The 12,308-nt window shown below is 51.9% G+C and carries 11 protein-coding genes; all 11 read left to right on the top strand.

Translation table 11 applies throughout. From position 1 onward, the window contains the following. Window positions 1-3: 3 nt before the first annotated feature. Window positions 4-807, top strand: a complete 804-nt coding sequence (locus tag BN2684_RS22720) for an Fpg/Nei family DNA glycosylase (protein WP_058304348.1) — start codon at window positions 4-6, stop codon at window positions 805-807. Further along, window positions 804-1,670: a deoxyribonuclease IV gene (locus tag BN2684_RS22715; RefSeq protein ID WP_058304347.1), complete on the top strand. Its 867-nt coding sequence runs from the start codon at window positions 804-806 to the stop codon at window positions 1,668-1,670. The genes BN2684_RS22720 and BN2684_RS22715 overlap by 4 nt, the downstream gene beginning before the upstream one ends. Before the next feature lie 127 nt (window positions 1,671-1,797). Further along, window positions 1,798-2,571: an ABC transporter ATP-binding protein gene (locus BN2684_RS22710; RefSeq protein ID WP_058304692.1), complete on the top strand. Its 774-nt coding sequence runs from the start codon at window positions 1,798-1,800 to the stop codon at window positions 2,569-2,571. 169 nt (window positions 2,572-2,740) lie between these two features. After that, a complete protein-coding gene (locus BN2684_RS22705; RefSeq protein ID WP_058304346.1) occupies window positions 2,741-4,396 on the top strand; it encodes a serine/threonine protein kinase in 1,656 nt (551 codons plus the stop codon). 337 nt (window positions 4,397-4,733) lie between these two features. Next, window positions 4,734-5,855, top strand: a complete 1,122-nt coding sequence (locus tag BN2684_RS22700; RefSeq protein ID WP_148450054.1) for a P-loop NTPase family protein — start codon at window positions 4,734-4,736, stop codon at window positions 5,853-5,855. Further along, window positions 5,848-7,071: a CpaF family protein gene (locus BN2684_RS22695; RefSeq protein ID WP_058304344.1), complete on the top strand. Its 1,224-nt coding sequence runs from the start codon at window positions 5,848-5,850 to the stop codon at window positions 7,069-7,071. The genes BN2684_RS22700 and BN2684_RS22695 overlap by 8 nt, the downstream gene beginning before the upstream one ends. Further along, window positions 7,068-7,964: a type II secretion system F family protein gene (locus BN2684_RS22690; protein ID WP_058304343.1), complete on the top strand. Its 897-nt coding sequence runs from the start codon at window positions 7,068-7,070 to the stop codon at window positions 7,962-7,964. Before BN2684_RS22695 ends, BN2684_RS22690 begins: the two co-directional genes overlap by 4 nt. Before the next feature lie 16 nt (window positions 7,965-7,980). Continuing rightward, window positions 7,981-8,766 carry a type II secretion system F family protein gene (locus BN2684_RS22685; protein ID WP_058304342.1) on the top strand — a complete coding sequence of 262 codons (786 nt, stop codon included), beginning with the start codon at window positions 7,981-7,983 and terminating at the stop codon, window positions 8,764-8,766. A gap of 18 nt (window positions 8,767-8,784) precedes the next feature. Beyond that, entirely contained in the window at window positions 8,785-8,979 is a 195-nt protein-coding gene (locus BN2684_RS22680; protein ID WP_082652210.1) for a Flp1 family type IVb pilin, read from the top strand. A gap of 83 nt (window positions 8,980-9,062) precedes the next feature. Continuing rightward, window positions 9,063-10,007, top strand: coding sequence for a hypothetical protein (locus BN2684_RS22675; protein ID WP_058304340.1), 945 nt, complete (start codon window positions 9,063-9,065; stop codon window positions 10,005-10,007). A 12-nt stretch (window positions 10,008-10,019) separates the two neighbouring features. After that, window positions 10,020-12,290 carry a TadE/TadG family type IV pilus assembly protein gene (locus BN2684_RS22670; protein ID WP_058304339.1) on the top strand — a complete coding sequence of 757 codons (2,271 nt, stop codon included), beginning with the start codon at window positions 10,020-10,022 and terminating at the stop codon, window positions 12,288-12,290. The last annotated feature ends 18 nt before the right edge of the window (window positions 12,291-12,308 follow it).

Raw genomic sequence — 12,308 nt, 5'->3', positions numbered from 1 at the left:
AAAATGCCTGAGCTTCCCGAAATGGAGACGTATCTCACGGGGCTGACTCCGCGGGTATGCGGCCATCCGATCACGGATACCGAGATCAACCGGGAGAAATCGATCAATGTTCCCGTAGCGGTCTGGAAGGAGAGCTTAATCGGCTTATCTGTTACAAGGATAGAGCGGAGAGGAAAGCATCTGCTGTTTCATCTTCCCGATGAAAAGCTTTTGCTTTTACATCTAATGCTCGGCGGTTGGATGTTCTGGGGAACAGAGGAAGAGAAGCCGGATCGGACTGTTCAAGTCCAGCTGTCTTTTGGCTCGAAGCATTTGTACTTTATCGGTCTTCGGCTCGGCTACCTCCATCTGCTAAGCGATGCCGATGCGCAGCATAAGTTGGCAGCTTTAGGTCCGAATCCTCTTGAGCTTTCGGCGCAGCAATTCCGTAACCTTCTGTTGGCTCGGAGGAGCACAATTAAAGCTGCCTTCCTGGACCAGAGGTTTCTCTCGGGCATCGGAAACTGTTATACCGACGAAATCTGCTTTCATGCAGGAATCCGACCGGATCGGCGAATCCATGATTTGTCTGCTGAGGAAGTCTCGAATTTATATGATTCCATGAAGACGATATTGACTAAAGGAATCGCAAGCGGTGGCTACATGGAGAATCCTCTGTATACGGGTGACCGGTTGACAGGCGGCTTCAACGAGCTGTGCCAAGTATATGATCGAGGAGGAGAGCGATGCAATCGCTGCGGCGATACGATCGTTCAAACCGAGCTTGCGGGGCGAAAGCTGTTTTACAGCGCGGGCTGTCAACGATGAAGTCGAATGAACAGGATACACCTAAGATTGGCTGTCACATCAGCATTCGCAAAGGGTATTTAGAAGCTGCGCACTCGGCCTATCTTCTTGGAGCAGGCGCTTATCAATATTTTCCGAAGAATCCCCGTTCCTTGTCAGTCAAGTCCTTCAACATGGCGGACGCTCTCTCCTGCGCTTCCTACAGCAAGGAATACGGGCTCGTCTCCATTGCCCATACGCCATATCCAACCAATTTGGCTGTTCATGATCCCGGTTTAATGAACAAGACCGTCGAATCCTTGCTCAATGATCTGATAATTGCAGAAGCTTGCGGCTCAATCGGAGTGGTGGTTCATTTCGGCAAAGGCAAATCTGCTGATCCCCTCACCGATTATCGACAAATACTCGCCGCCCTTGATGAGGTGCTAAAGGAATGGAAGGGCCGCGCAAAACTGCTGATTGAGAATCAAGCTGGTGACGGAAGCCCGATGGGAACGACGTTGCACGAGCTGGTGCAAATTCGCAGCCTTGCTTCTTTTCCGGAAAAGCTCGGGTTCTGCTTCGATACCTGCCATGCATACGCGTCAGGACTTTGGAGACCGGGAGGCTGGAAGGAGCTTGTGGAGATCGGCAATCAATTGGGGTATTGGAGAGAGGTCGGAGCGATTCATTTGAACGATTCCGTGTATCCATTCGCTTCGCGCAAGGATCGTCATGCGGGCATCGGATGCGGGGCGATCGGAGAGAGCCAGCTTAGAGAAGTGTTGGAATGTCCGCTTTTACGAGAAGTTCCGTTTGTGCTTGAAACCGGCGTTGGTGCTGACGGAACGCATCACGAAGAGATTCAAATGGCGCAAGAGTGGGCGAGAGGGACGCCTTCATGACCCATTATCGTCCTGCGAGCTTTTCTTAATCGGCATGATTCTGGAAATCTGCATCACACCGGGCTAAAATGAAGGGATCACCTTTTTTTTCATAAGCCTGTAAAGCGAGGAATGTCCAGTGGATCCGATCATTGAACTGAGCAATATTACCTTTCATCGAGCTGAAAGAACCATTCTGCAGGATGTTTCGATGACCCTGACACCGGGAGAGCATTGGGTGATTCTTGGGCGCAATGGCTCTGGCAAGACAACCCTGCTTGAAATGATGAACGGCTATCTCTTTCCTACCTCTGGCAAGGTTCGGGTGCTAGGAGAATGGTATGGAGAGACAGATCTCCGCGAGATACGCAAGCGGATCGGGTACATCAGTCAGTCCTTATTTGAAAAAATGTCACTGCGCGATCCGGTGTGGGAGGTTGTGGCTACCGGTGCTTATGCCTTCCTCCGTTTCTATCAACAGATCCCTTCCGAAGTCAAAGAGAAGGCTTTAGAGCTCCTGGAGTTTGTCGACTTATCGAAGGTAAAGAATCAACCGCTTGGGACTTTGTCTCAAGGGGAAAGAAAGAAGATCATGCTTGCCCGAACGCTTATGGTCGAACCCTCCATTCTCATCATGGACGAGCCATGTGCAGGTCTCGATCTCTATGAACGGGAACGGTTTCTCGCCAATGTCGAGCTGTTGAGGAAAAGAGACCCCAAGCTGCTCATGCTCTATGTTACTCATCACATTGAAGAAATCATGCCTTCCTTCACCCATTGCGCTCTTTTAGAGGAAGGAAAGCTGCTTAAGGTGGGGCGAAAGGAGGAGGTGCTGCAGGCGGAAGCCTTGTCGCAAGCGTTCGGAGTTCCGATTCGACTTGAATGGTTCCAAGGCCGTCCGTGGGTAAAAGTTGGGCTGTAAACGTGCATATTTAATCTCGTTAAATAATATAATTAATGATATTAATCGTTTGGATAACCGTTTTCTCATGAAGGTCAAAGCCTGATTCACGCGATTTTCCTCTGGACAATATTACCATAGGAAACTTATACTGTGGGGCATATGGCGTGGAAAGGGGGAACGGTTACGTTTGTATGATCCGAAACACAGCTCAGAGCCTCTCAAGCGGGGGGATCTGATCGGAGGGCGATATCGCATTGAAGAAACCGTCGGCCGGGGAGGGATGAGTTACGTGTACCTGGCCGAGGACGTCCGGCTGCCCGGCAAGCAGTGGGCCGTCAAAGCGTCTCTGCGGCATGCGTACGATCCGCGAGGATTCGAGGAGGAAGCGAGGATGCTTGCGGCTCTCGATCATCCTTTCCTGTCAAAGGTCGCGGATTTTTTTCCTCCAGATGACACCGGATACAGCTATCTGGTAACAGATTTCATCAAGGGGGAGACACTTCAAGCCCGTTTTGAAAAAGGAGAGCTGACCGTTCGACGGGTGATGGACATAGCCGTTCAGCTATGCGAGCTGTTCGATTACCTCCACCGCTTAAAGCCGAAGCCGGTCATCTACCGCGATTTGAAGCCAAGCAATGTCATGCTCGACGAACAGGAGCATGTTCGGCTGATTGACTTCGGCATAGCCCGCACCTATACGGCTGGGGCTCATGCGGATACCGTCAGCTTCGGTACAATTGGCTTCGCGTCTCCCGAACAGCTGGACGGGGGCGCGACGGATGTGCGCAGCGACTTGTATTCCCTTGGCGCAATGATCTATTACTTGCTCTACCAAGGAACCTACTACAAGGGAGGAGAACTGCCCGATTCCTCTCTTGTTCCGGCGGAATTCCGAAAGCTGCTCACCCGGCTGTTGGAGAGAAATCCGGATCGCCGCTTTCAATCCGCCAAAGAGCTAGGTGCGGAGATATCCAGGCTCTTGAGGAATGCGAGCATCTCGCATTCAAGCGAGAATGCGGATCAGATCGGTTCTCGATCCACAGATGCCGCTTACCCGTTAAATCGGCAAATCCTCGTCGTCGGAGGAATGTATCCAGGCGCCGGCTCCACATTCTTCTCACTGGCCTTGTGCAGAGCGCTACACCGGTCGGGGATCGGCCATACCCTGATTGAATTTCCCGCCAACGAGCCAGAGCTGTTTAACCTCCTTCACGGAAGCAAGAACGCTCCGTCAAGGGTTAGGGTTGTTCAAGATCTGCTGGAGGGAACGAGCGCGACAGATCGGCGTTCCTGGACTTCGGGATGCAGTGAGTGGCTCCCGCTTGATCCGGACCGAGCCGTTCCAAACCCGGACTCCTTCCTCCGATTGCTGTCTTCCGTCAAGAGCTCCTTTGTGATCCTCGATCTATCGCGGCATTGGGACCATCCGGCAGCGAAGGAATGGATCGCCCTTGCGGATGCCATTGTGGCGGTAGCGAGCCCGCATCCTTCCAAGCTGGCAGCCCCGGTCTGCCGCAGGAATGTGAAGCTGTTGACGGAGTGGCAAAAATCCGGCAGACCTGTTCGAATCGCAGGTAACCGCGACAGTGACTTCGTCGGAAGGAGGGAGTGGCTGGATTGCCTGCCGGATGCCCCTGTGGTGGCTTTGCCTGAGCTGCCAGGTTCCGCTACCCTGGAAGCGGAGTGGAAGGGGCTCCGTATTCAGGATGATCCTGTCCATGGCGCTGCTCTCGCGGAAGCGCTGCGACCGCTTTTGAAGGAGCTCCTCCCCGGTTCGCTCCTGAATGCGGGCCAAAGACAGTCAAGACTTCGCTCCTTCTTTCAAGGCAAGTCATCGTCCTAACGTCTTTCGAAAAGTACTGCTTGCAATATTTGCCGTTTATGATATACTCAAGCCAATTCATGGATATCGAGCGGAAGCGCCGCCGATGCAGAAGTTCTCCTTCTGCGTTGGCGGCGCTTTTTTACGTCCGAAAGCCGAAATATCGGTTGCTCGACTGGAGGAGGAAGCATGGAGCATTGGTTTCGGGACCGTTATCAGCTCATCTTCGCGGCGATGACGACTCTGGTCATCCTTACGGGTTTATGGAGGCTGGTTCACTAGTGATCGGTTAACCATAAATGTGTAGAAATGGTTTGGCGTCGATAGGTAGGGAAAATTGGGAAAGGAGGAGATGATCTTGAGGCCATTGAGACTCGGGATTCTGGAAGATGACAGGGAGTATTTGGAACCTTTGAAGGCTTTTTTTCGCAGCGGAGACGTGGCAAAATCTCATACCTTGGTCGCCTTTACCAAGGCGAATGCCGTTAAGTCGCACTGCGCGGAATCCGGCAAACTCGATATCCTGCTGATCGGAACGACTTATCGGAATGAGGCTGCGAGCTTGGTCGAATTCGCTTCCTTCTGCTGTGAGATTGGCGAGGGAGACTCCGTCATCGGGAATGCGGCTCTGGATATTCCTTTTATCGCCAAATATCAACCTCTGGACCAATTGATGGCTGTATTAAAACAGATGACATCAACCGAACGTATCGCCAAGAGCATCGAGATCGATAAGGCTTCCGAAGGCCGAGTCATTGCCGTCTATTCCGCTTCCGGTGGATGCGGCAAATCCATGACCGCTTGGAATTTGGCTAACGGGCTTGCATATTTCGGCAGTAAGACACTGCTGCTTAGCCTGGAGGCCATCCCCTCTGAGCTTCCTTTCGGCTCACCGAGCGGAGAAGATCGGTTCGGTAAGCTCCTTTATTACTTAAAAGCCGATCCGGCAAGTCTTTCGACCCGAATGAAGGGGTTAACCCAATTTGATCCCCGATCCGGCTTGGCCTATCTGGAGCCGCCTTCGTACAGCGGGGATTTAGACTGCCTTTCCCGAGAGGATACGCAAACCTTGATCACAAGCTTAAAGAGCGGAGGATTTGATTATGTGATCCTCGATTTGTCCTCCTCGTTGGATGAACGAACAGCCGCTTCTCTCACGGAGTGCGACTTGATCCTCTGGCTCGTGACGGATGACATCGGATGTTTGTCCAAGACGGACAAAGCTCTTCGCGAATGGGAGAAGAGGTTGACTGCTTCTATTCGAGATAAAGCTATGCTAGGGATCAATCGGTATACAGGGACGTTGAGCAACCGCATCGAGCCTGGTGGTCTTACACCTGACTTCTATCTGCCCTACCTTCCAGAATGGAAGTCGTTATCGTCGATGAGCCAACTTTTGTCCGATTCCTCCATTCAAGATACCTTGATCATGGCTGTCACCGGCTTCTTTGCAGATAAGGAGGCGTTAGTCCGTGCTTGAGGAGGCAGCCAAGTCAATCCGTGGCCGGATCTTGAGTCTCTTAGAGGAAGGACCGACGAGAACGGACCAAGAACTGCGCAATCTGATCGAAGAAGAAGTTTTCCTCTTCTCACAGAAAAATTACTTGTCCGCTCATGAGAAATGGAAGCTGGTGGAACGTGTTTTTCACTCTTTTCGGGGCTTAGACATCTTGCAGCCGCTGCTCGATGATCCGATCATCACCGAGATCATGATCAACAGCCACGAGGAGATTTTTATTGAGCAGAACGGAGCCGTCTCGCGGGTTGAGGCGCGCTTTGACAGCAAAGAGAAGCTGGAGGATGTCATTCAGGCGGTCGTCTCCAAAGTGAATCGAACCGTCAACGAAAGCAGTCCGATTGTCGATGCGAGATTGTCGGACGGCTCTCGGGTAAATGTGGTGCTCCCGCCTGTCGCGCTGAAAGGTCCGACGATGACCATTCGAAAGTTCCCTTCCCGACCTTTGACAATGGAGGACTTGATCGGGATGGGAGCTATTACGAGAGAGGCAGCATCGGACCTCAGCAAGCTGGTGGAATGCAAATACAACATTTTTATTGGGGGTGGTACAGGCTCAGGAAAAACGACCTTCCTCAATGCGCTCGCAGGATACATTCCTTACGACGAGCGGATCATTACCATTGAGGACTCTGCGGAGCTTCAAATCCGCAACATACCCAATCTCGTCGGGCTGGAAACCCGAAACGCGAACACGGAAGGAAGGGGGGAAATAACCATCAAGGATTTGATCCGGTCTTCGCTCCGCATGCGCCCAAACCGGATTTTGGTTGGAGAAGTGCGCGGGGCGGAGGCGCTGGATATGCTATCGGCCATGAACACCGGTCATGAAGGCTCGATCAGCACCGGTCATGCGAATTCGTCCGTAGATATGCTCAGCCGGCTGGAGACGATGGTGCTGAGTGGAGCCGAACTGCCTCTGCAAGTGGTGAGAAAGCAGATTGCTTCCGCACTGGATATCCTCATCCATTTGAGCCGGATGAGAGACAAGTCGCGCAAGGTTACCGAGATTCATGAGGTTCTCGGGGTGGAGGAAGGGGAAATCCAGTTGAACCCGCTCTACCTGTATCAAGAGAAAGACGGTTCTTCCCCTGGTTTGGTACGGACTGCGAACCGGCTTAATCATTCCCAGAAGCTGGACTTTGCCAGCTTGAAGCTGGAGGAGGTGGGACGTGAATGATAGAGAGAGTCCTCATCGGACTGGCCGCCATGATCGTCCTCCTGCTTGGCGGGAGGATGGCAGCCGATCGTTTTTTCGGAAAAAAATCTTCGTCTTCCGTTGAAGAGCCTCATGAACTTCCTAAAGCGGAAGAGGTTCACTTGGGAGCAGAGTGGGACTACCGGAGCTATACGCTTAGCCGAGGGGAGTACGCGACGGCTATTATTGCAGCCGGGCTAGCCGCTTCGTTGTTTGGTTATCTCTTTTATCGAAGCATATGGGTATCGGCTCTCTTCTTTCTGGCAGGTTTTCTTTATCCGCCTCACCGCGCCGCACGGGTGGCAGAGAAGAGAAGGGATGAGTTAAGCGCCCAATTCAAGCAAGCGCTCTACTCCCTTTCTTCGCTATTGTCTGCGGGTCAATCGGTGGAAAATGCCTTCCGGGGAATCTGTCGGGATCTACTCTTGATCTATCCGAATCCGGAGACGCCGATCATTCGAGAAATGGAACGCATTGTTCGACGAATGGAGCATGGGATTACGATTGAAGAAGCCCTTTCGGATTTTGGTACACGCAGCGGGGTGGAGGACATCATGAATTTCGCCAACGTTTTCTCCATCAGCAAACGAACAGGAGGGAATCTCGTCGAGGTCGTCCGGCGCTCCACGCAAATCATCGCGGAGAAAATTGAGGTCAAGCAGGAAATTGCGGTGTTGTTGGCTCAGAAAAAGTTCGAATCGCGAGTCCTCGGCAGCGCACCGCTCGCCATCGTCGCCTTCCTGTCGCTCGCTTCACCCGATTATATGCAGCCCTTATACGGGAACGCACGGGGAGCAGCGATCATGACGGTTTGCCTGATTGCTTTATTCGGTTGTCTGTGGGTTAGCAAGAAAATCATGAATTTGAACGTTTAAGAGGAGAAGGATCGTTATGAAGGCTCCAGTAAACCTATGGGATCGGCTGGCGCCGCTGTCAGATGCCCTCTTGCGGGCAACCCGCGCAGAGCGTCGTCTTCCTTCGTTATTTACGCGCATCCAACTCGCATTCCTGCAGTTGGAAGGCCCCTCCGCCGATTCCGATCGCGCTCGGAAATTCATCCGGGATTCATTATCCAAAACCTTGCTCGCCATATTACTGGCTACCGGGCTTGGGCTTGCGCTACAGGACCAAACCCTCTTGCTCGCTTGCGTTGTCCTCGCCTGTTTTCTTCCAGTCATGCTCTTTACCGGTCTGAACAAGCGCATTCTGTTCAAGAAGCGAAGCATCGTCGCGGAACTTCCCGAGCTGTTGAATCAATTGGTGCTGCTTGTGAATGCCGGGGAGACCGTCCAGCAAGCTTTGGCCAAATGCGGCGGACGAATATCGCGGGATGCAGAAGAGCCTACTCCCTTACAGAAAGAGCTGCTGCAGCTCATGGCGGAGCTGAACAACCAAATCTCGCTTCCCGTCGGACTTGATAATTTCAGCAAACGCTGCGGGGTACAAGAGGTTTCCTTGTTCAGCAACACCATCCTGTTGAATTACCGACGGGGCGGAGACGATTTTGTGACCAGCTTGCGCGAGCTGAACCGGGGACTCTGGGAACGGCGGAAGGCGCAAGCGAAGATTCTCGGAGAGGAGGCTTCTTCCAAGCTGGTTTTTCCCATGGTGATGATCTTTCTCATCGTAACGATTATCGTCGCCGCGCCCGCAATTCTGATGATGGGCGAATTCTAAGAGAAGGAGTAGATGGACATGAAAGAAAAGCTTATCGGGTTCTGGAAAAACGAGGAGGGGCTGGGCACGTTGGAATTGCTGCTCATCCTCGCCGTGTTGGTCATCATTGCCATTGCCTTCCGCAAATGGATTATTAGCTGGGTGAATGATTTGTTCAAATCCACCAATAAAAACATGATTGAAACGACGCCTCCGGTTTCAATCCCATCATGATCGGCAGCTCAGACTCGTTTGCAAGAATCCATCCATTTTTTCGTAAAGACTGCTTCCTTCATCGTCAGGAAGGAAGCTTCACATTGGAAACGACGATGGTTTTTCCGCTCGTGTTGCTGATCAGCTTCATGCTCCTTTTTGTCAGCTTGTTCATGTGGAGATCGGCTCAACTTGAGCTACGCGCCGATGCAGCAGCCGAGCGGGCTGCCTACAATTGGGACAATTCGTATCGGGAGTCGGTGAGCGGAGCCTATTCCATAAGCAACCGGGACGGTCTCTATTGGAGAACCTCTTTATCCGAGTTGTCTTCGCTGTTTCGTCTATCGAGCGGCTCGTCCAGCAAGCTTACACTGCCGGCTTTTACCGGCGAGGGGCTTGGTCTCAGTCAGAGGAAGCTGTTCAAGCAGACGATGGGTTTGACTGCAGATACCGGAGGAACGCTCACGTACAAGAATAGCCTGTTGGAGAGAAGCGTACAGGTGTCGTTGAACCGGGCTTCGGGTATTCCGAAGCGATTTGGAGCTCTTCTTCCCGAGCAATCTGCAGGAGGCTCGGCCATTTCCTACGTTACCGAACCAGCTGAATTTATCCGTAATCTGGATCTACTGACCAGCTACGCGACCCGTTTATATGAGTATCTGAATAAGAAGGATGCGGAACCGCTTGATCCATTTTCAGAGGATAAGCCCGCCCCGTATATTGATAGTGAAGCCAAAGCGAAAGTGTATGTTCAAGAGCTCGTTAACGGAAAGCCTAAAGCTTTTCCAACCAGCACGGCGGGAAAAGAGCGCCAATACGATGCGGTCGATCCGGATGGGATCGCTCACGATGCGAAGTATACGGTAAATAAGAAAGATGCGCTCGAGCAGATCCAGAAGGATGTCGAGCTAATTAAGAGTGGAAAAATTAAAGGTTGTGTCTGGCATTTCTTTCAGGTCAAGAAGAACAACAAAGGTGCCGATCTCACCCCCGCGCTTCGCAAGGAGCTAGAGGAGAATGGGATTGTCATCGTCATTCACGAACTGTAGGGAGGGAAGCTCATGCGGCGACGACCGCTTAAGCGGTTCCTGTTCAAAGCGGATGGATCCGTTTCGGTCTATCTGATTGTGATCCTTCTCCCGATCTTTTTCTTTAATGCGGTGCTCATTGATCTTGTTCGCTACCAACTGGCGGAACGGGAGACGGAACGCGCCGTGAAAGCGGCCGCTCGCTCCGTCATGTCGGAATACGAAGGAAAGCTCCGGGACTATGGATTGTTTGGCCGTTCGGATGATCTGGAAGAGATGAAGAGTTTGTTTGTCGCCATGATGGAGAAGAACGTCATCTCATCCGACTCGAATGCGGATTTTGCCTATTTGAATTCGACTTATCAAGCAGGCAGCGAACGGATCTCATCCATGTACAGCCTTGCCAATCAACAGGTATTTCGCAATCAGGTGAATGAGGATATGAAGTATCAGGCTCCTATCGAATTCGCGATTGAATTGGCCGGGAAGTTCAAAAAGAACGGGGCAGTCGAAGGAATGGATTCGGCCTCCGATCTGTATGATCATTCCAATGATCTCGAGAAAAAATGGATCGCCATCAACGATGAATTGGACAAGGGCTGGGATTTGGCTCAGGAGTTAAGCGTTCAGGTGAAGGAGAAGGCGGAGAGCTATAAGGTCACCTTGCAGGAACTTAAGGAGTTGTCCGATAAAACGGGCTTGACCACGGTTGCAGATGCAGAGAGTTCGCTCACCCAGATCGAAAAGTCTCTTGAGGATGCGCAATCGGCTATAACCGGTCTGTCCACATCCCTCAACCAAACCGAATCGACTCTCAAGGAGCTGCAAAAGGATGCGAAAAAAAACGCAGAGCGAATCCGTCAGCTTCAGGATTCTATCGCCTCCATGCAGAAGAGCATATCCGATTTAAACCATTCCATCACTGAACTGTCGCAGAAAAAGGCCGATATCGAGCAGCTCGTGAAGGATCTCGCTGCCTATGCTTTGAAAGTCACGGCCTCCAAAGCAAGCCTGGCCTCCGATCAGGAGGCGCTTATCGAGCTGCAACGCGAGGTGAACGATCAAATCGGGGTCGCACAGAAGCTCAATTCCGAGCTCCGAGCGGAGAAGGAACGGCTGATCGCGGAGAGCTCGGGGAAAAGCGAAGCTGCCTCCAGCATCTATAAAGCGGTTTCCGTATTTGAGGAAGATTATTTCATGCATTACCAGATCGACTGCGGGAAAATGCTATCTGCGTTTCATACTCTCGCCATCCATTGGAACGATGCCACTTTTTATTCGGGTGACGATTATGAAACCTTGAATGCGGCCATCGTGGATGCCATTCGGCAGTCGGATCAGTTTGTCTCCAAGCAAGCTCCGATTGAGAACAGCCGCATGTCTAAGCGTAATCAACAAGCCGATCAGCAGAAAACACAGGAATCGGAGCTTAAGAAGCTGCTTGATCAAAGCAAATCGATCGGGATATTCAACAGCGATGCCTATAAGTCGGTCTATGAGCGGCTAACCGGCACTCCACAAAACCGGGAGTCTGGTTTGTATGCCAAGTACATGCGGTTTAATGCGGCTGGAGCGCCGGACATAGGGTCGGGTGGGGTGGACAACCTAGACACCTCCTCTCCCAAAGGCAGCATTAAGAAGTCATTGAATTTTGGGGAACGGATTCAAAGCTTTCTTGTCGACGCGAGAGGGGAGCTCTACTTGAATGAGTATGCCTTGCAGAGATTCTCTTACCGAACGGCCAATTTAGATGATTTTTCCGACCGGTCTTTAGCCGGACAAGAAGCGGAATTTATCTTATACGGCTTCGATTCCTGTCTGGAGAACTACTCCGCTGCCTATGGAGAGATGTTGCTGCTGCTCTTTGCCATTCGAACAGTAGAGGCGATGCTCGAACCGCAAACCGAGATCCTATCCATCGGCTCTCCACTTCTGGTGTTACTCGCTGCTGCAGTTAAAGGAGCGGGGGCGGCGTTTCTAGACATGCAAAAGCTGGTGGATGGCAAAGCCGTTCCGCTCGTGAAGAAGCTGCCGGCCGTGACCGTCACCTACAAGGACTTCCTGCGGATCTTCTATTTGATCCACAGCAATGACAAGAAAATGATGGCACGAATGCAGGCGCTTATCGAAGCGGATTCAGGACTGGATCTTACCCGACAAACCACCTATATCCAGGTTTCAGCTGAGACTTCATTCCGGCTCTGGTTTCTTCCGGGAATCGCAGCAAAGCTCGGGGAGAGCTGGCTGGGTGCCGGGGACGGCGGTCGCAGTAAAGTTGTGGCGACGGCGGTGATGACTTATTAAAGGAAGACGACGATTCCT

This window comes from Gorillibacterium timonense, assembly GCF_001457415.1.
Taxonomy (GTDB): Bacteria; Bacillota; Bacilli; order Paenibacillales; family NBRC-103111; genus Gorillibacterium; species Gorillibacterium timonense.
Note: the sequence above shows the minus strand (reverse complement) of the source record. Positions and strands in the feature narration are given on the sequence as shown.